19 protein-coding genes and 1 rRNA gene are annotated in these 19,068 nt (G+C 71.4%); 6 read left to right on the top strand and 14 right to left on the bottom strand.

All coding sequences use genetic code 11. From position 1 onward, the window contains the following. The 3 genes from ABZ885_RS20970 to ABZ885_RS20960 form a co-directional block, all read right to left on the bottom strand. Positions 1-1,220 (bottom strand): hypothetical protein (locus tag ABZ885_RS20970; RefSeq protein ID WP_360190548.1); only part of this gene is annotated, 1,220 nt, incomplete at its 3' end. 52 nt (positions 1,221-1,272) lie between these two features. Beyond that, positions 1,273-2,085 carry a hypothetical protein gene (locus ABZ885_RS20965; RefSeq protein WP_360190545.1) on the bottom strand — a complete coding sequence of 271 codons (813 nt, stop codon included), beginning with the start codon at positions 2,083-2,085 and terminating at the stop codon, positions 1,273-1,275. Between the two features lie 172 nt (positions 2,086-2,257). Beyond that, complete coding sequence (locus ABZ885_RS20960) at positions 2,258-2,608, bottom strand: hypothetical protein (RefSeq protein ID WP_360190542.1); 351 nt, start codon at positions 2,606-2,608, stop codon at positions 2,258-2,260. Positions 2,609-2,856: 248 nt separating this feature from the next. On the opposite strand from ABZ885_RS20960, the gene ABZ885_RS20955 reads away from it, so the two are divergent. Both ABZ885_RS20955 and ABZ885_RS20950 read left to right on the top strand, forming a co-directional pair. Then, positions 2,857-4,053 (top strand): bifunctional lytic transglycosylase/C40 family peptidase, encoded by a 1,197-nt coding sequence (locus ABZ885_RS20955; RefSeq protein ID WP_360190556.1) that lies wholly within the window; start codon positions 2,857-2,859, stop codon positions 4,051-4,053. Between the two features lie 205 nt (positions 4,054-4,258). After that, positions 4,259-4,975, top strand: coding sequence for a phosphatase PAP2 family protein (locus ABZ885_RS20950; protein ID WP_360190539.1), 717 nt, complete (start codon positions 4,259-4,261; stop codon positions 4,973-4,975). 54 nt (positions 4,976-5,029) lie between these two features. On the opposite strand, the gene ABZ885_RS20945 is transcribed toward ABZ885_RS20950, so the two are convergent. Continuing rightward, positions 5,030-5,218, bottom strand: coding sequence for a hypothetical protein (locus ABZ885_RS20945; RefSeq protein WP_360190536.1), 189 nt, complete (start codon positions 5,216-5,218; stop codon positions 5,030-5,032). A 166-nt stretch (positions 5,219-5,384) separates the two neighbouring features. Here ABZ885_RS20945 and ABZ885_RS20940 point away from each other — a divergent pair, with 166 nt between their 5' ends. Next, positions 5,385-6,290 carry a hypothetical protein gene (locus ABZ885_RS20940; RefSeq protein ID WP_360190533.1) on the top strand — a complete coding sequence of 302 codons (906 nt, stop codon included), beginning with the start codon at positions 5,385-5,387 and terminating at the stop codon, positions 6,288-6,290. A 181-nt stretch (positions 6,291-6,471) separates the two neighbouring features. Beyond that, positions 6,472-6,666 (top strand): hypothetical protein, encoded by a 195-nt coding sequence (locus ABZ885_RS20935; protein ID WP_360190530.1) that lies wholly within the window; start codon positions 6,472-6,474, stop codon positions 6,664-6,666. A gap of 26 nt (positions 6,667-6,692) precedes the next feature. Here the strand turns inward: ABZ885_RS20935 and ABZ885_RS20930 are convergent, their stop codons facing one another. Further along, on the bottom strand, positions 6,693-7,085 hold the full coding sequence (locus tag ABZ885_RS20930) for a metal-sensitive transcriptional regulator (RefSeq protein WP_360190527.1): 393 nt from the start codon (positions 7,083-7,085) through the stop codon (positions 6,693-6,695). A 384-nt stretch (positions 7,086-7,469) separates the two neighbouring features. Here ABZ885_RS20930 and ABZ885_RS20925 point away from each other — a divergent pair, with 384 nt between their 5' ends. Both ABZ885_RS20925 and ABZ885_RS20920 read left to right on the top strand, forming a co-directional pair. Beyond that, on the top strand, positions 7,470-8,090 hold the full coding sequence (locus ABZ885_RS20925) for a DUF47 family protein (RefSeq protein ID WP_030059626.1): 621 nt from the start codon (positions 7,470-7,472) through the stop codon (positions 8,088-8,090). A gap of 5 nt (positions 8,091-8,095) precedes the next feature. Then, on the top strand, positions 8,096-9,091 hold the full coding sequence (locus ABZ885_RS20920) for an inorganic phosphate transporter (protein WP_360190524.1): 996 nt from the start codon (positions 8,096-8,098) through the stop codon (positions 9,089-9,091). A 144-nt stretch (positions 9,092-9,235) separates the two neighbouring features. Here the strand turns inward: ABZ885_RS20920 and pstB are convergent, their stop codons facing one another. From pstB to rrf, 9 genes are all read right to left on the bottom strand, one after another. Continuing rightward, positions 9,236-10,012, bottom strand: a complete 777-nt coding sequence (pstB, locus tag ABZ885_RS20915) for a phosphate ABC transporter ATP-binding protein PstB (protein ID WP_360190521.1) — start codon at positions 10,010-10,012, stop codon at positions 9,236-9,238. A gap of 37 nt (positions 10,013-10,049) precedes the next feature. After that, positions 10,050-11,126 carry a phosphate ABC transporter permease PstA gene (pstA, locus tag ABZ885_RS20910; RefSeq protein WP_360190518.1) on the bottom strand — a complete coding sequence of 359 codons (1,077 nt, stop codon included), beginning with the start codon at positions 11,124-11,126 and terminating at the stop codon, positions 10,050-10,052. Continuing rightward, the gene (gene pstC, locus ABZ885_RS20905; RefSeq protein ID WP_360190516.1) at positions 11,123-12,103 is read right to left on the bottom strand and encodes a phosphate ABC transporter permease subunit PstC; all 981 of its coding nucleotides are present in this window, start codon (positions 12,101-12,103) and stop codon (positions 11,123-11,125) included. Before pstC ends, pstA begins: the two co-directional genes overlap by 4 nt. Before the next feature lie 146 nt (positions 12,104-12,249). Then, positions 12,250-13,386: a phosphate ABC transporter substrate-binding protein PstS gene (pstS, locus tag ABZ885_RS20900; protein ID WP_360190513.1), complete on the bottom strand. Its 1,137-nt coding sequence runs from the start codon at positions 13,384-13,386 to the stop codon at positions 12,250-12,252. A 227-nt stretch (positions 13,387-13,613) separates the two neighbouring features. After that, entirely contained in the window at positions 13,614-14,054 is a 441-nt protein-coding gene (locus ABZ885_RS20895; RefSeq protein WP_360190553.1) for an NUDIX hydrolase, read from the bottom strand. A 97-nt stretch (positions 14,055-14,151) separates the two neighbouring features. Next, positions 14,152-15,231, bottom strand: a complete 1,080-nt coding sequence (locus tag ABZ885_RS20890; protein WP_360190510.1) for a CHAD domain-containing protein — start codon at positions 15,229-15,231, stop codon at positions 14,152-14,154. A gap of 214 nt (positions 15,232-15,445) precedes the next feature. Beyond that, complete coding sequence (locus ABZ885_RS20885) at positions 15,446-17,623, bottom strand: RNA degradosome polyphosphate kinase (protein WP_360190551.1); 2,178 nt, start codon at positions 17,621-17,623, stop codon at positions 15,446-15,448. A gap of 297 nt (positions 17,624-17,920) precedes the next feature. Continuing rightward, entirely contained in the window at positions 17,921-18,910 is a 990-nt protein-coding gene (gene mshD, locus ABZ885_RS20880; protein ID WP_360190507.1) for a mycothiol synthase, read from the bottom strand. Between the two features lie 74 nt (positions 18,911-18,984). Beyond that, positions 18,985-19,068 (bottom strand): 5S ribosomal RNA (gene rrf / locus ABZ885_RS20875); the annotation flags it as partial.

The raw sequence follows: 19,068 nt of genomic DNA, 5'->3' as shown, positions 1-19,068 counted from the left end.
GCTGGATTGCTGTCGCGGATCGGAACGTCGCGCATCGGCCCCGCGGCCGGCGGTGCGGCCTGTGCCGGCGGTGCGGGGGTCCGCGCGGCGTGGGCGGCGATGCCCGGGGCGACCGAACCGCCGCCCGAGGCCGAGCCACCCCCGCCGGCCCCCTGCGGGCCGCGGTCGCCGTGCGTGCTGATGCCCTGCTTCACCAGGTTCGCCGTTCCGTTGATCATCGCCGAACCGGCCGACACCGCGTTGGCCCGGGCGTTGCGCATGCTCATGATCTCGTCGCCGAAGCCCGGCACGAAACGGTAGACGGCGGCGCTCGCGAAGATCGACAGGAACAGGATCGCCAGACCCGACAGCACCCGGGCGAAGTCGTCGCCGGCCCCGGCACCGGTCGCCACCGCGCCGGCCAGCCCGAGGATGACCACGATGATCGGCTTCGCCAGGTCCACCGCCAGCATCACCCCCGCCCAGCGGCGCACGTGCTTCCACAACTGCTTGTCCACCAGGCCCGCGTACACCGCCGTCCCCAGCAGCGCGCCCACGTACAGCATCGCCGCCCGGATCAGCAGCTCGACCCAGAGCACCGCCGCCGCCAGCACGGCCACCAGCGACACGATGATCAGGATCAGCGGGCCGCCGCCGATGCTGCCCTTCTCCAACGTGTCCGCGAACCCGCCCAGGTACGTCCCGGTGTCCGACTTCGTCCCCACCGCGATCGCCTTGGTCAGCCCGTCCGTCGCGCTCACCACGGTGTAGAGGATCAGCGGCGTGAACGCCGAGGCCACCACGGTCAGCCAGAGGAAGCCGATCGCCTCCGAGATCGCCGTCGTCAACGGCGCCCCGCGCACGGCCCGCTTCGTCACCGCCAGCAGCCAGAGCACCAGGGTGATGATCGTCGACGCGGCGAACACCACCGCGTACTGCTGCAGGAACGACGCGTTGGTGAAGTCCACCTGCGTCGTCCCGTCGATCGCCCCCGACAGGCTCCGCACCACCCACGCCGCCGCCTGCGAACACCCCTTCGCCAACGACCCGAGCGGATCGGTGACACTCCCGACGGTCGAACTGCCGGGAAGGGAGCCGCCACCGGGCTTGGTGGCACAGTAGACGCCGCTACCGGGCAGCGGCAGGACATCACAGTCGTTCCCGGTGGGAGACGCGGTGGGACTGGGGCTGGGATCGGCCAACGCCTGAGAGGCAACCGCCACTGCGGCGGCCTGAAGCATGACCAGAGCACCAAACACCCCACCGACCCGGGACAAGCTCCTGGTGAAGGCATCAACGGGCATAGCGGAAACCCCCGAACTGCTGGACGGCGCCGGTGATCTCCTCGGCGGTGGCGGCCTGTTGGTCGCCCGGCATGGGGGCCGGGCCCTGCCGGCTTGCGAAGTCGGTGAGCTTCCAATCGCCACCGGTCCACCGGAGGGCGAAGGTGAGGGTGTACCAGTTCGCCTTGACGGGCTGGACGGAGCCCTCTCCGGCGAGGCCGGTGAGGCCGGTGCACCAGACCTCGACCTTGGCGTCGCCGTCGCTGTAGTCGACCGACCTGGTGCCGGCCGGGACGGTGCGGCTGACGAAGGTGAGGCCCTTCGGCGCGCGGCCCTGGGCGTCGACCCCGTAGCGGGCGGCGGTGTCGCCCCCGAACCCCTGGTCGAGGCGGGACTGGAGGGTGGCGGTGGCGGACGGGTCGGTGATGGTGGCGACGATGGCGTGGCGGCTGTCGGTACGGAACATGTCGGCGGAGCCGATCGCCACCGCGTAGTTGGCGGCGGCGGACTGCGCGCCCTGGTCGGTGTGCGGGAAGCCGCTCGCGATGCCGTTGGTGGTGGTGCCGACGGGCTGGTCGCCGCTGGGGGCGGGGCCCGCGCCGGAGGCGGCGGTGGGGGCGGCGTCGGCGGAGCGACCGCCGGTGCCGGGGTCGGCCTTGCCGCGGTTGGCGATGGAGATCGCGACCACCAGCAGGGTGACGACCGCCAGGACGGTCAGCAGGGTTCGCAACGGCCTGGACTGACGGCCGCTCGACTGGGAGGAGGGCTGTTCGCCGACCGGCAGCCGCGTACGGGTGTGCGGCTGGTCGTCGGACAACGGCACGGCGGCCCTCCTGGTGCGGGGAGCCGGGGCGGCTCCGGGTCCCCTCCGCCCGTGGACGGGGGCGGAGGGCGGGGTGGTGGATGGGTTCCCGGCGGGGACTCCGGCGGATCAGGACGGCCGGACGGCCGGACGGGTGGGTGGCCCGTCGGTACGCGTCCGGGTTGTCCGATCGTCAGATGGCCATGCCGTACACAATGGTGAACAGAGTGCCGAGTGAACCGATGATGAACACGCCGGTCAGCCCGGCGATGATCAGCCCCTTGCCCTGTTCGGCGCCGAAGCTGTCGCGCATGGCGGTCGCGCCGATGCGCTGCTTGGCCGCGCCCCAGACGGCGATGCCGAGGCAGGCCAGGATCGCCACGGCCATGACGACCTCGACCATCACCCGGGCCTCCGACCCGAGGCTCGCGAACGGGCCCCAGTCCGGGGCGATCCCGCCGATGATGGTGTCGATATTCGGCTTCTTTGGAGGGTCCTCGGCCAGGTGGCCGATCGCGATGCTGTCCACGCTGCTCAGGTTCATTTCCATCTCACCGCCCGATCAGGCAAATTCAAGGGCCCAGACCCCGTCCGCGCGAAGGGTCGGAACCTATTCTTGGCCAGATCTGATGTCGACTTGGCTGCTTCTCGCGGATTGGTCGTGAGGCATGGGACACGTACGCGAGGATGTCCACCGTACGAAGGATAGCGCTCACTGTTCGTATCTCTGATGATTGCGGTGAGCAACGCCTTCCGGGACACTTCTGCTGACGATTCGTCGGGATGGTGCTGATGGTACTCCGGAAGGCCGGTACGGCCGCCGCCGCTGCGGGAGTTGTCGCGGTCGGCTTCATCGGACTGGTCACGGTCGGGACGTATGCGGCGAGTGGGGTGCCGCAGCAGTCGGCGAATCACGCCGCGCTCTCGCCGGGCACCGTTCCGGCGGCCTACCAGGCGCCGATCCAGCAGTGGGGCGCGCTCTGTCCGGAGATCTCGCCGCCGATGCTCGCGGCGCAGCTGTACCAGGAAAGCGGTTTCGACCCACGCGCCCGGTCCGGGGTGGGCGCGCAGGGAATGGCGCAGTTCATGCCGGGCACCTGGGCGACATACGGCACCGACGGCAACAATGACGGCAGGAAGGACGTCTGGGACCCGATGGACGCGATCGCCTCGGCGGCGACCTTCGACTGCGCGCTCGCCAAGGACGTCGCCGGCGTTCCGGGCGACCGCCAGGCCAACCTGCTGGCCGCCTACAACGCCGGTCCGTACGCGGTGACCAAGTACAACGGGGTGCCGCCGTACAAGGAGACGCAGGGGTACGTGCGGAACATCCAGGCGATGGCCCGCAGTTTCACCGCGCCGACCGCGCCGGTGGAGGTCTCCCCGCAGTCGTCCGGCGCGATCTACTTCGCGCAGACCAAGCTCGGCACCCCGTACCTGTGGGGCGGCGAGGGCCTGCCCTCGCAGAACGGGCGGTTCGACTGCTCCGGGCTCACCCAGGCCGCGTACGCCAGCGTGGGCATCACCCTCCCCCGGGTCGCCAACGACCAGTGGTACGCCGGGCCGCACCCCTCGCGCGACCAACTGCGCCCGGGGGACCTGGTGTTCTGGGCGACGGACCTGACGGATCCGCGCAGCATCCACCACGTCGGCATCTACGTCGGCGGCGGCTACATGATCAACGCGCCGCACACGGGCGCGGTGATCCGCTACGACAAGATCGACACCAGGGAGTACATCGGCGCCACCCGGGTCACCTCCGACGGCGCCCAGGCCCTGCCGGGACGCAACGCGGACGGCAGCATCACCGCCCCGAGCCGCCCGGGCACCCCCACTCCCGAAACTCCCGCCCCCGCCGGCCAACCCGCTGCCGGTCAACCCGCCGCCAACCAACCCGCCTCCGCGGCGCCGGCGGCCCCGACGGCCAGGGCCGCGGTCGCGGCCGGCCCCGGCCCGACAGGTCCAGGTCAAACGCCTGCAAAGAACTGACCCGCCCCGGGCCTGCGGGTGTGCGTGCACTGTGGACGCTGAGTCAAGTTTCCATAACCGCGCGTTTCCGTGGAACGCTGTGCCCCGGTTATGACGTTGTGTCCGATGGTTGCGCGTCACCCCTCCGCGCCGGTCCGAGCCGGGAGGGGCTGGGCGGGCCCCCGGCCGGAACGAACAGGTACTGCGGACCAGAAGGAGGTGCGGCGTGTCGACGCCGCTTGCCGACACGACCAACCCCGACCTCGGCCTGCTCTACGCCGTCAACGGCCTGGCCAAGCGTTCCCCGGACTGGCTGGACCACGCGGTCTCCTGGATCGGCGAGTACGGCATCCTGATCGGCCTGGCGGTGCTGGGCCTGGTCGGCTGGTTGCAGGCCAGACGCCGCCCGGACGCCCCGGTGGCCGTGGCCGGCCTGCTCTGGGCGCCACTCTCGGTCGCCATCGCCGAGCTGGCCAACCTGCCGATCGCGGCCATCGTGGACCGGCCGCGCCCGTTCGTCGACCACCCCGGACTGGACGTGCTGGTGGACGGCAAGGCCGGCACGCACTCCTTCGTCAGCGACCACTCGACCATGTCGATGGGGATCGCCGTGGCGCTGTTCCTGGTGAACCGGCGGCTGGGCTGGATCGCCGGCGGGCTCGCGCTGCTGCAGGGCTTCTGCCGGATGTACATGGGCGTCCACTACCCCACCGACGTGATCGGCGGCTTCGCGCTCGCCACCGCGGTGGTCCTGCTGCTGGCGCCGATCGCGATGGCCGTCCTCGTCCCGCTCTGCCACGCGCTCGGCCGGACCGCCGTCGCCCCGCTGATCCGGGCGCCGCAGAGCGGCGGCCCGCGCCCGGGCGGGGGCCGGCGACGCGGGGGCGGCCGCGGCGCCGTCCGGGCGGACGAGCAACCGCCGGAGTCCGACCTCGCGGCCTGACACCCCCGCACCGAACCGGGCTTGCGAATCCGGCCCGCGAATCGGAGCCCGCGGCTACGCGCCGCCGCCGTTCGCGGCGAGGTGACCGGCGGCCTCACGTCTGGTGAGGTCGCGGGAGCGGCGGGCCGGTGAGAACCAGCCGCAGCTGCAGGTGGCGAAGCAGAAGGAACCGCGCTCGGTGATCGCGACGCGGTGCTCGGGCATCGGGGTGGTGCCGGAGGCAGCCGGCAGCTCACTGTGCACGTGCTTCACCGTAACGCGCCGGGCACCCGGCGCGCGACGGCCGCCGCACGCCGGGTGCCGCGTAACCCCCGGGACCTCAACTCGTTTGCCCGGCAAGAGCTCTGCCCACCCGGTGGTGGTGGCCGGCGGGGCAGTCGGGCCCGAGGGGGTTGTCGCCAGGATGAAGATGACCGACGAGCAGCGCAGCGGCCGGCGGTCCGGCCGCGGGCTGCCACAGCTGCGTTCGGCGGCCGGGGCCGTCGCCCTCGCCGCCGCCCTGGCCGGGCTGACGGGCTGCTCCGGCGGCGCCGCGGGCCCGGACGGCGACGCGGCCGACCGCGGCGCGAGCACCCCCGACCAGCTCTCCGCCGACCCCGTGACGGCCGTGCGCAACTCCGCGGACATCACCGGCCGGACGGGCTCCGCGCACACCACCACCGAGCTGGTCACCGAGTCCGCCGACAAGAAGGCGGTCTTCACCGGCACCGGCGGCTACGACTACGTGAAGCGGATCGGGCGGCTGGAGGTGACGGTGCCGCCGGGCGCGGCGACCACCGGGAAGATCGTCGAGGTGGTCCTGCCCGGCACCGTCTACCTGCAGAACAGCGGCGCCAAGGTACCCGAGGGCAAGTGGGTCAAGCTGGACGTGCGCCAGCTCCCGGACGGCAACCTGGTCAGCAGCGGCGCCACCGACCCTGCCGCCGCCACCGGCGCACTACGGGGGGCGCAGAAGGCGGAGCTGGTCGGTGCCGAGACGGCCGGCGGGGTGGCGCTGAAGCACTACCGCGGCACCCTGGACCTGGCCAAGGCGGCCGAGGCCACCGGCGGCCGCGGCGGAGACGGCCTGCGGATGGCCGCGCAGACCTTCACGGTCAAGGACGTCCCGTACGACGTCTGGCTGGACGAGCAGGGCCGGCTGCACAAGGTGGTCGAGGTGTTCACCTTCGCCGGGGTGGCCGGGTCCAAGGAGGCGAAGGACCAGGTGAAAGTGACCTCGACCACCGCCCTGGCCGACTTCGGCAAGCCGGTGGAGGCGGCCGAACCGGCGGCCTCCGACATCTACGCGATGAAGCCCACGGAGAGCCCGAAGTAGGTCCGGAGCAAGCGCGCAGGGGCGCCGCCGGTTCCGGTGGACCACCCGGAGTGACCGGGCCCACCCGTTTCGGCGGCGCCGAGATGGCCCGTCCGTGCCATGTGGGCGGGCTCCGGAGTGCCTAGGCTGGACGTCGGGTGGCTGCCGCCCGGGCTGGCGGGGCGCTGAAGGGGTGGTGCAGGTGGTGTCGTCCACGGGCGGCCGCAGCGGCGGCCACGACGACGCGGCCCTCGACGAGATCGACCTGGCCGGTGAGCTGATGATCGCCGCCACGGCCAGCACCGGCGACCGGCTGCCGACCGAGCGGATCGACGAGGTGCTGCTGGACCGGCCCGACGGCGGTGCGTCCGCCGACGGGCCGTCGGAAGGAAGCTGAAGCGCGTCCGGCGAGCGGCGGGACCGTCAGCTGCGCAGCAGCCGGCCGATCGCGGCGGTGGCTTCCGCGACCTTGGCGTCCAGCTCGGTACCGCCCTCCTCGGCGGCCGCCGCGACGCAGTGCCGCAGGTGCTCCTCCAGGAGCGAGAGGGCGAAGGACTGCAGGGCCTTGGTGCTGGCCGAGACCTGGGTGAGCACGTCGATGCAGTAGACGTCCTCGTCGACCATCCGCTGGAGGCCGCGGATCTGGCCCTCGATCCGGCGCAGCCGCTTCAGGTGGGCGTCCTTCTGGGCGCTGTACCCGTGCGGTCCGTGCGCGGCGTGGTCGTGGTGGCCGGCGGCGGCCGGCGCGGCCTGCCCGCCGTTCGGCTCGGTCCCGGGCGCGTGGTCCGGCTCGGTGCGCGCTTCCGTCGTGGTCATCGGCCCGCCTTCGTCTGAGTGCCTCGTGGCTGCGTCGGCCTCCAGTGTCCAACACCGGGGCCCGTCGTGGTGTTCCTGCGGCGCACTTCCCGGGCCCGGCACGGCCTCCCCGGCGGCTCCCGGGCGGCTCCCCGGCGGCTCCCGGAAGGAGTTCCCCCGTCCGGGCAGACACCCGGATCCTCCGTGCGCACGGCAGGCGCGATCCAGGCGAGGTTCCGTCAGACTGGGGGCTCACGTCCGCACGCGGGGGTGCGGACCGGGGCACTGCTGCGGCGACCCGACGGAAGCGGAAGTTCTGGTTCCCACCCCACCACCCCGTTTGCACGATCGCGTTCGGTTGCACCTAGCATCGTTCAGTCCGTACCCCGCACATCGGAGATTTCCGTGCGTTTTAGCCTGACCCCGAAGGAGACGAGCTTCTACGACATGTTCGCCGCCGCCGCGGAGAACCTCGTCGTCGGATCGAAGCTCCTGCTGGAACTGCTGGGATCAGACGTGTCGGCCCGCGCGGAGATCGTCGAGCGCATGCGCGCCGCCGAGCACGCCGGGGACGACACCACCCATGCCGTCTTCCACCAGCTGAACTCGTCCTTCATCACGCCCTTCGACCGCGAGGACATCTACAGCCTCGCCTCGTCGCTGGACGACATCATGGACTTCATGGAGGAGGCCGTCGACCTGGTCGTCCTCTACGACATCCAGACCCTGCCCAAGGGGATCGAGCAGCAGATCGAGGTGCTGGCGCGCGCCGCCGAGCTCACCGCCGAGGCGATGCCGAACCTGCGCAGCATGTCGAACCTCACCGAGTACTGGATCGAGGTCAACCGGCTGGAGAACCAGGCCGACCAGATCCACCGCAAGCTGCTCGCCCACCTGTTCTCCGGCCAGTACGACGCCATCGAGGTGCTCAAGCTCAAGCAGGTCGTGGACGTCCTTGAGGAGGCGGCGGACGCTTTCGAGCACGTCGCCAACACGGTGGAGACCATCGCCGTCAAGGAGTCCTGACCCTCGTGGACACGGCTGCACTCATCGTCGTCATCGGCGTTGCGTTCTTCTTCACGTACACCAACGGCTTCCACGACTCGGCGAACGCGATCGCCACGTCGGTCTCCACCCGGGCGCTGACCCCGCGGGCCGCGCTGGCGATGGCCGCGGTGATGAACCTGGCCGGCGCCTTCCTCGGCAGCGGCGTCGCGCACACCGTCTCCCAGGGGATCATCGAGACCCCGAGCGGCGACCAGGGCATGGCGATCCTGTTCGCCGCGCTGGTCGGCGCGATCGCCTGGAACCTGGTCACCTGGTACTTCGGCCTGCCGTCCTCCTCCTCCCACGCACTGTTCGGCGGCCTGGTGGGCGCGGCGCTGGCCGGCGGCACCGAGGTGCTCTGGGACGGCGTCATCGACAAGATCATCATCCCGATGATCGTCTCGCCGGTGGTCGGCCTGGTCGGCGGCTTCCTGGTGATGCTGGCGATCCTGTGGATCTTCCGCCGGACCAACCCGCACCGGGCCAAGCGCAACTTCCGGGTCGCCCAGACCGCCTCGGCCGCCGCGATGGCGCTGGCGCACGGTCTGCAGGACGCCCAGAAGACCATGGGCATCGTGGTGATGGCACTGGTCATCTCCGGCGAGCAGGCCACCTACGACATCCCGGTCTGGGTGAAGATCTCCTGCGCCACCATGCTCTCGCTGGGCACCTACGCGGGCGGCTGGCGGATCATGCGGACGCTCGGCCGCAAGATCATCGAGCTGGACCCGCCGCAGGGCTTCGCGGCCGAGGCCACCGCCTCGACGGTCATGTACATCACGTCGTTCGTCTACAAGGCGCCGATCTCCACCACCCACGTGATCACCTCGGCGATCATGGGCGTGGGGGCCACCAAGCGGATCCGCGCGGTCCGCTGGGGCGTCGCGAAGAACATCGTGCTCGGCTGGTTCATCACGATGCCGGCGGCCGCCATCGTCGCAGCGCTGATCTACTGGTTCGTCCACCTGTTCTGGGGCTGAGCCCCGGCCGGACGACAGGACAGGGCCCGCCCCCACATCTCGGGGGCGGGCCCTTTTCCATACTTCGCGGCGGCACCGCCATGCAGCACCGCGAAGTGGCTCGCGACCCGTCACTCGCCCTGCGGCTCGTGACGGGGGCACTCCTTAGCCGAAGCGGCCGGAGATGTAGTCCTCGGTCGCCTGCACGGACGGGTTGGAGAAGATCCGCTGGGTGTCGTCCAGCTCGATCAGCTTGCCCGGCTGGCCGACCCCGGCCAGGTTGAAGAAGGCGGTGCGGTCGCTGACGCGCGCCGCCTGCTGCATGTTGTGCGTCACGATGACGATCGTGAACTGCTCCTTCAGCTCGCCGATCAGGTCCTCGATGGCGAGGGTGGAGATCGGGTCGAGCGCGGAGCAGGGCTCGTCCATCAGCAGGACCTGCGGCTCGACCGCGATGGCGCGGGCGATGCAGAGGCGCTGCTGCTGGCCGCCGGAGAGGCCGGCACCCGGCTTGCTCAGCCGGTCCTTGACCTCGTTCCAGAGGTTGGCGCCCTTGAGGGACTTCTCCACCACGCCGTCCAGGACGGACTTCTTGCGCACGCCCGCGAGCTTCAGCCCGGCGACCACGTTGTCGTAGATCGACATGGTCGGGAACGGGTTCGGGCGCTGGAAGACCATGCCGACCGAGCGGCGGACCGCGACCGGGTCGACGTTCGAGGCGTACAGGTTCTCGTCGTCCAGGAGGACCTTGCCCTCGACGCGGGCGCCGGGGATCACCTCGTGCATCCGGTTGAGGGTGCGGAGGAAGGTGGACTTGCCGCAGCCGGAGGGGCCGATGAAGGCCGTCACCGAGCGGGGCTCGATGCTCATCGAGATGTCCTCGATGGCCTTGGTGGTGCCGTAGAAGGCGGACAGTCCGCTGACGTCGATGCGCTTGGCCATGATTGTTCTTCTCTCGTCTTCTTCGTCAGTCGGTCGCTCAGTGTCCGCCCTTGGGCGAGCGCCAGCGCGCGATGCCCCGGGCGATGAGGTTGAGCCCCATCACGAAGGCGATCAGCACCAGCGCCGCACCCCAGGCACGGGCGTAGCCGTAGTCGTTGTTCACCACCGCGTACTGCTGCCAGATGTACATCGGCAGCGACTGCTGCGGCCCGTCGAACGGGTTGTTGTTGATGTAGTCGGCGCCGAAGACCAGCATCATCACCGGGGCGGTCTCGCCCGTGATGCGGGCGACCGCGAGCATCACACCGGTGGTGATGCCGCCGATGGCGGTGGGGAGGACGATCCGCAGGATGGTCTTCCACTTCGGCACGCCGAGCGCGTACGACGCCTCGCGCAGCTCGTTCGGGACGAGCTTCAGCATCTCCTCGGTGGAGCGGACCACCACCGGCATCATCAGGATCGCCAGCGCGAGGCTGCCCGAGAAGCCGGAGTAGTTGAAGCCGAGGGCGAGGTTCCACAGGGACAGGATGAACAGACCGGCGACGATCGACGGGACACCCGTCATGACGTCGACGAAGAAGGTGACGGCCTTGGCGAGCTTGCCGCGGCCGTACTCGACCAGGTACACGGCGGTCAGCAGACCGATCGGAGCGGCGATCAGCGAGGCCAGCAGGACCTGCTCCAGGGTGCCGATCAGCGCGTGGTAGATGCCACCGCCGGGGCCCGCGGAGAGCACGCCCTTCATGGAGTGGCTCAGGAAGTACCCGTCCACCACCTCGGCGCCCTGCTGGACGGTGTAGACCGTCAGCGCGAGCAGCGGGATGACCGCCAGGATGAAGGCGACCCAGACCATCGAGGTGGCGAAGCGGTCCTTGGCCTGCCGGCGGCCCTCGACCTTGGCCGCGAGCAGGTAGCTGATGACCACGAAGAGGATCGCGGAGATCAGGCCCCACTGGATGTGGCTCTCCAGGCCGCCGAGGGCGCCGATGCCGCACCCGAGGGCGATCGAGCCGGCGGCGACCGCGGCCGGGGCCCACTTGGGCAGCCGGTTGGCGGTCAGCGGGCGGCCGAGGGGGCGCGCGTCCGCCGGAACGGTAGTGGTCGCGGCGCTCATGCGTTGGCCCCCGAGTACTCCTTGCGGCGGGCGACGATCAGCCGCGCGGCACCGTTCACCAGCAGGGTGATCACGAACAGGACGAGGCCGGAGGCCATCAGCGCGTCCCGGCCGAAGGGCTGGGCCTCGTTGAACTTCAGCGCGATGTTCTGCGCGAAGGTGCCGCCGCCCGGGTCGAGCAGGTGCAGCGAGAGGACGCTGTTGGAGGAGAGCACCACGGCGACCGCGATGGTCTCGCCGAGCGCACGGCCGAGGCCGAGCATCGAGGCCGAGATGATGCCGGGGCGGCCGAACGGCAGCACCGCGGTGCGGATCATCTCCCAGCGGGTCGCGCCGAGCGCGAGCGCCGCCTCCTCGTGCATCCGCGGCACCTGCCGGAAGACCTCGCGGCTGACCGCGGTGATGATCGGCAGGATCATGATGGCCAGCAGGATGCCGACGGTGAACAGGGTGCGCGGGGTGGTGCCGGCCCGGGACTGGTCGAAGACGTACGTCCAGCCGAGGTACTGGTCCAGCCAGCTGGTCAGACCGTCCAGGTGCGGCACCAGGAAGAGCGCACCCCAGAGGCCGTAGATGATGCTGGGCACCGCGGCGAGCAGGTCCACCAGGTAGGCGAACGGCTGGGCGATCCGCCGCGGCGCGTAGTGCGAGATGAACAGCGCGATCCCGATGGCCACCGGGACGGCGATCGCCATCGCGATCAGCGCGCTGACGATGGTGCCGAACGCGAGGACGGCGATGCCGAAGACCGGCTTCGGGGCGTCGGGCGTCCACTCGAACGTGGTGAGGAAGTTGCCCTCGTTCTTGCTCAGGGCGATGCCCGAGCGCCAGGTCAGGAAGCCTGCGATGGCGGCCATGACGACCAGCAGCAGGATGCCCGACCCGCGGGACAGGTTCATGAAGATCTTGTCGCCGACGCGGCTGTCGCGCTTGCGGCGTTCCCTGCCTCGCGGGCCGGCAGGGGAGGATGAAGTCATTGGTCTACTCCGGTCTGATGGTGCTGCCCCGAGGGGGCGGCACCCTGGCGGCGGTGCCCCGGACGTGCTTCTCGGTCAGTGCTGCCGGCGGAGCGGCCCCGGCCCCCCTCGTTCACGGGGCCGCTCCACCGGAGGTCCTACTGGGATCAGGCCAGCGTCGGGATGACGGCGTTGACCTTGTCGGTGAGCTCCTTCGGCAGCGGGACGTAGCCCTTCTCGCCGATGGCCTTCTGGCCGGCCTCGCTGATGCCGTAGCCCAGGAACGCCTTCAGGGTGTCGAGGGTGTCGGCCTTGTTGCCCTTGTCGCAGACGACCTCGTAGGTGACCAGGACGATCGGGTACGAGCCCTCGTCCTTGGTCGCGTAGTCGAGGCTCAGCGCCAGGTCGCTGCCGGTGCCGGCGATCTTCGCCTTGGCGAAGGTGTTGGCGGCGTTGGCGGCGGTGGCCTCGACCGGCTTGGAGGCGCCGGTGTTGATGGCGGCGCTCTTCAGGTTGTTGGTCTGGGCGAACGACAGCTCGGCGTAGCTGATCGAGTTCTTGACCTGCTTCACCTGGGCCGAGACGCCCGCGGAGCCGTTGGCCGACTGGCCGCCCTTGCCGGCCCAGGTCTTGCTGGCCGGGTAGGACCAGGCACCGCCGGAGGTCTTGGCGAAGTACTTGGTCAGGTTGTCGGTGGTGCCGGAGTCGTCCGAGCGGTGGAAGGCCTGGATGTCGGCGTCCGGCAGCTTCGCGCCCGGGTTCAGCGCGGCGATCGCCGGGTCGTTCCACTTGGTGATCTGCGAGTCGAAGATCTTGGCGGTGGTCGGGCCGTCCAGGACCAGGTTGTCGACGCCCTCCACGTTGTAGACGATCGAGATCAGACCCGCGACGAGCGGCAGGTTGATGCCCTGGCCGCCGGTGCAGACCGCCTTGGTCGCGTCGACCTCGGCCGGCTTCAGGGCCGAGTCGGAGCCCGCGAACTGGACCTTGCCCTGGGTGAACTGCTGGACGCCGGCGCCCGAGCCGCCACCGCCGTAGTTGATGGTGGCACCGGAGCAGGCCGCGCCGAAGTTCGTCTTCCAGACGTCGATCGCGTTGCCCTGCGCGGTGGAGCCCGCGGCGACCAGGGCGGAGGGCTTGCTGCCACAGTTGATCGCGGCGGCCGAGGCGGAGCCGCTGCCGCCACCGGTGCCGGCGTTGTTGTTGTTCTCGTCCGAACCGCACGCGGCGAGCGACAGCGAGCTGACGAGCGCCATGGCACCGATGGCGAGGGCCTTGGAGCGGCCGTTCCGCTGGAGCTTCACAGGGTGTCCCTTTCTGTGGCAATGCCCGGCGCGCGGGCCCGTGCGAACACGGCGGAGCGCGGGTCTTGCTGTGGTCCGGGGCCCGATCGGCCCTCCGGTGGTCCCGAAGTTAGGCCGGGCAAGTGACGCGTCAGCCGGTCCGAAGTGAACGGGGAGTGAACCTCGAACGGATGGCAGGAAACTGCGTCACGTAGTAACGGTTGCGTCACGGCAAGGGCGCGGGGAGATCACTTCCCCCGTTCCTTCACCCCTGACCTGCCGGAACCGGCGACCGGTCGCGCGCCCAGCATCTCCAGCAACGCGTCCACCAGCAACCGGTCCCGGTCATGGGTGAGCCGGGCCCGCGCCTTGCCGGCCGGCAGCCACTCCAGCCGGTCCACCTCCCGGCTCGGCCGGAACGCCCCGGCGGCCGGCACCGCCGCCCAGTACCGGACCTCCTTCGGCCGCCCCTGCGCCAAGTAGTGCTGGGCCGGCAGCTCCGCCCCCAGCACACAGGTGAACCCGGTCTCCTCCCGCACCTCGCGCAGCGCCGCCTCGACGACGCCCTCGCCCGGGTCGAGCTTGCCCTTCGGCAGGCTCCAGTCGTCGTACTTGGGGCGGTGGATCACCGCGATCCGCGGCCGGCCCAGCCGTCCGCTCTTCTTCGGCCGCCCCGGCAGCCAGAGCACCGCACCCGCCGCCAGGATCACCGGCGCCCGCCCGGCACCGGCACTGCCGCTCGTACGGGGACCGTCGGCCTGTTCGGTGCTCAGGCGGTTGCGCAACTCATGCCATCCGGGGTGCGGGGGTCGGCCCCCAGCCCTCCGCCGGGGGGATCTCCAGCCACGCGTCCAGCCCGGGCGGGAGTTCGGGCCACCGGTGTCCGAAGGCGTACCGCGCCGCCTCCACCTCCAGTCGTTGATCAGCATGCACCACGCCGAGCACGTACGCCGTGGCGGGTGTGATCCTCGGCGTCCGTGCCGCCGTCGCCGCGGTGACCGCCGCGTCCGACGCCTCCTGGTGCCGGCCCAGCACCCCGTCCAGTTCGTCCAGCTCGTGGGCCGGCCGGCCGCACACCTCCAGCGCGTACCGGGCCCGCTTCACCAGGATCCGCACCCGCAGCCACGGCGCGTCGTCCGCCGCCAGCGCCGCGTCCGCGTCCACCGCGCCCCGGGCCTGGGGCACCGCACCGAGCCGCCGCAGCCCGTCCCCGCCGTACGGCGTCGAGGCCCGGTGCAGCGGCAGCTGCCGGGCGCTCGCGGTCAGCGCGGTGAACGCCGCCGCGGCCTGCGGCAGCAGCACCGCGCCGGCCCGCCCCTCCGCCGCGTCCAGCAGCGGCGCCTCGGCGACCAGCAGCGTCATCCGGTCCGCCAGCGCGTGCAGCCGCGCCGAGCGCAGCTCCTGCAGCACCGTCGTGTGCGCCCGGGTCCTGGCCAGCGTCAGCTGGCGGTCCAGCAGCGCCCGCGCCTTCGGCACCCCGGCGTGCCCGGCCAGCATCCCCGGACCGTCCGCCTCGCTGCCGCTCAGCGCGTCCAGCGCACCCAGCAGCCGCGCCGCCTTGCGCACGTACCCCGGCTCCAGCGCCAGCAGGTTGAGCAGCCAGCGCAGCTCGGTGCGCGACTCCTGCGCCCAGGTCTGCTCGAAGGTCGCGCCGAAGGTGTGCAGCAGCCCGCCGATCCGCCGCACCGCCCGCAGCAGGTCGGCCGTGCCGGCGGACGGGGCCGCCCCCGGTCTGGCGCCGGCCTCGCCCACCGCCAGCGGCAGCGCGCGCAGGAACGCGCCGGCCTGGGCGGTGAGGTGGCTGGAGAGGATGTCCCCGGCGGTCGCGGTGGTGGCCGCCTGGGCCGTCATCGGCGCATCGGTCATGACTAGGTAGATCCCCGTTCCCCCGGGCCGGTCGCCCGGGGCTGGTGGCCGACCGCTGCGGCGGGTCCCCGACCGCTCAGCGGCTCGCATCAGTGGCTCGCGGCCGTGGACCGCCTCGGTGAGCCGGGCACCGGCCGCGGGGGCCGGTACCCGGGTTCACGTCGGTGGTCCGGGCCGGTGGGTCGACACCGTGCGCCGTGGCGGCGGCGCACGCTCAGCGGGCGGCGGCCGCCCGACGGCGCTGCCGCGAGTCGATCAGCAGGTCCTGGACGTGCCGCAGCGGCTTGCCCTCGGTGTCCTGGGCGTGCCGCTCCCACACGCCGTCCGCCCCCAGGTGCCAGGACTCGGTCTCGTCCGACACCCCGAGGTCGATCAGCCCGGACAGCTCGGCCCGGTGCGCCGGGTCGGTGATCCGCATCAGCGCCTCGATCCGGCGGTCCAGGTTGCGGTGCATCATGTCGGCGCTGCCGATCCACACCTCCGGGTCGCCGTTGTTGCCGAACACGAAGATCCGGGAGTGCTCCAGGAACCGCCCGAGGATGCTCCGGACCCGGATGTTCTCGCTCAGCCCCGGCACGCCCGGCCTGATCGCGCAGATCCCGCGCACCCACACGTCCACCGGGACCCCGGCCTGGGAGGCCCGGTACAGCGCGTCGATCACGGCCTCGTCGACGATCGAGTTGACCTTGAGCTTCACGTACGCCGGACGGCCGGCCCGGTGGTGGGCGATCTCGTTGTGGATCCGCGAGATCAGCCCGTCCCGCAGACCGCGCGGCGCGGTCAGCAGACGGCGGTAGGACTCCCGGCGCGAGTAGCCGGAGAGCCGGTTGAAGAGGTCCGAGAGGTCCGCGCCGACCTGCGGGTCCGAAGTCAGCAGCCCGATGTCCTCGTACAGCCGGGCCGTCTTCGGGTGGTAGTTGCCGGTGCCCACGTGCGAGTAGCGGCGCAGGGTGTCGCCCTCCTGGCGGACCACCAGCGACAGCTTGCAGTGCGTCTTCAGCCCTACCAGGCCGTAGACGACGTGGCAGCCGGCCTCCTCCAGCTTGCGGGCCCACTTGATGTTGGCCTGCTCGTCGAAGCGCGCCTTGATCTCGACCAGGACGAGCACCTGCTTGCCGGACTCCGCCGCGTCGATCAGCGCGTCGACGATCGGCGAGTCGCCGGAGGTCCGGTACAGCGTCTGCTTGATCGCCAGCACGTCCGGGTCGGCCGCGGCCTGCTCCAGGAAGGCCTGCACCGAGGTCGAGAAGCTGTCGTACGGGTGGTGCAGCAGCACGTCCCGCTCGCGCATCGCGGCGAAGATGTCGGGCTGCGAGGCCGACTCCACGTCGGTGAGCCCGCGCGCGGTCCCCGCCACGAACTTCGGGTACTTCAGCTCGGGGCGGTCCAGCGCGGCGATGCCGAACAGACCGGTCAGGTCGAGCGGGCCGGGCAGCGGGAAGACCTCCGCCTCGGTGATGTTCAGCTCCCGCACCAGCAGGTCCAGGATGTAGGGGTCGATCGACTCCTCGACCTCCAGCCGCACCGGCGGGCCGAAGCGCCGCCGCATCAGCTCCTTCTCCAGGGCCTTGAGGATGTTCTCGGTGTCGTCCTCCTCCACCTCGAGGTCCTCGTTCCGGGTGACCCGGAAGGCGTGGTGCGCCAGCACCTCCATCCCCGGGAAGAGCTCCTCCAGGTGCGCGCCCATCACGTCCTCCAGCGGCACGTACCGCTGCGGCGACGCCTCCAGGAAGCGGGCGAGGGACTGCGGAACCTTCACCCGGGCGAAGTGCTTGTGGCCGGAGACCGGGTTGCGGACCACCACGGCCAGGTTGAGCGAGAGTCCCGATATGTACGGGAAGGGGTGCGCCGGGTCCACCGCCAGCGGCGTGAGCACGGGGAAGATCTTCTGCCGGAAGAGCGTGTGCAGCCGGGACTGCTCCTTCTCGGCCAGCTCCGGCCAGCGGACCAGCTCGATGCCCTCGGCGGCGAGGTCCGGCAGGACCTCCTGCTGGAAGGCGGCGGCGTGCCGGGCCATGAGCTCCCGCGAACGCGTCCAGATCAGGTCCAGCACCTCACGCGGCTGCAGGCCGCTCGCACTGCGCTGGGCCACTCCGGTGGCGATCCGGCGCTTCAGGCCCGCCACCCGGACCATGAAGAACTCGTCCAGGTTGCTCGCGAAGATCGCCAGGAACTTGGCCCGTTCCAGCAGCGGGATCGCCGGGTCCTCGGCCAGCTCCAGGACGCGTTCGTTGAACGCCAGCCAGCTGCGCTCGCGGTCCAGGAAGCGGCCCTGCGGCAGCTCGTCGAACTCCTGCTCGTCCGCGGCCGGCAGCTCCGGCGGTATCCCCAGCGCGCTGGACATCCGGGCCGGCGGGGCCAGCGGGGCAGGGACGGGGCGGGGGATGCTCATGGGTTCCAGCTCCTCCAGCAGGACGGCGTCCGGTCGCGACAGGTTCTGCGGGCCGTCGGCCCCGCCCAGCGCCAGCGCCCATCCACCCGGCGCGGTCTGTGCAGCACCGGCCAGTGGATGGCGGCCGACGCTGCACGAGCGAGACACTACGGACTTCATCCTGTGATCTTCGCGGCAGCAATTGAATCCACGGTAAACACCGCATGGCCAGGAGGAAAGCTGAGTCGGTCGGGGCCGGGGCAAGCCGTCCATCCTGTTGCCCCTTCCCCGCCTCTCCGCTATGCCTCAGGGCGTCCCTCAGCGGACGTCCCGGCCACCGCGGTACTGGGCGCGGTACATCAGGTCCACCTCGTGCACGGTGAATCCCAGTCGTTCATATACCCGCACGGCGGCCGTATTGTCGGCGTCGACGTACAGCAAAACGGTGTCCAGCCCGCGCTCGCCCGGGCCGCCGCCGGTCAGGTGCCGCAGGCCCGCCGCGGTGAGCGCCCGGCCCAGGCCGCTGCCCTGCTCCGCCGGGTCCACCCCGACCACGTACACCTCGCCGAGCTCGGGCCCGGCGGACGTCGCCGGGTGCACCTTGGTCCAGTGGAAGCCCACCACCGTGCCGCCGCGGGTGGCGAGGAAGAAGCCGGCCGGGTCGAACCACGGCTCGGCCAGCCGGTCGGCGAGGTCCTGGTCGGTCCAGGCGCCCTGCTCCGGGTGGTGGGCGAAGGCGAGGGCGTTCAGCCGCAGCCATTCGGCGTCGTCCTCGCCCGGGCGGAAGGTCCGCAGCTCGACGCCGTCCGGGAGGGCGACCTCCTCGGTCTGCGATCCCGTCCGGCGCATCTGCCGCAGCTCACGGACCAGCTCGGCGCCGTACTCCTCGGCCAGGTGGCGGGCCGCCGGATGGCCGCCGTGCACCCAGAAGTCCACGTGGTCCCGGCCGGCGCGGTGCGCCTCGGCGAGCACGGCGTCCACCAGGGGACGGGCCAGGCCGCGACCGCGGGCCGCAGGATCGACCACCAGCTCGGCGGACGGGTGGGCGGCCGGGTGGTCGGCGGCGTCCTGGGGGACTTCGAGCTGGCCGTAGCCGACGACGGTCGTGCCGTCCGCCGCGGGCTCGGTCTCGACGACGTGGGTGACACCCGGCCGGGGCGTCTCCGAGGACCGCAGCCGGATCCGGCCCTGCTCGGACACGGCGGCCCGGCCGTCCACCGCCTGGGCCTCCGCCAGAACGCGCAGGGCGCCGTCGCGCTGCCCGGGCCGGAGCACGCTGTCCGCAATGACCGCTGTCTGATCGTCCATGCTCTGACAATACGTCACCGGAAATGCAAAGAACCCCTGATCCGTGAGGGATCAGGGGTTCTTTGTGAATGATTGTTCGGCGGCGTCCTACTCTCCCACAGGGTCCCCCCTGCAGTACCATCGGCGCTGTGAGGCTTAGCTTCCGGGTTCGGAATGTA

It is taken from the genome of Kitasatospora sp. NPDC047058, from assembly GCF_040643935.1.
Taxonomy (GTDB): Bacteria; Actinomycetota; Actinomycetes; order Streptomycetales; family Streptomycetaceae; genus Kitasatospora.
Note: the sequence above shows the minus strand (reverse complement) of the source record. Positions and strands in the feature narration are given on the sequence as shown.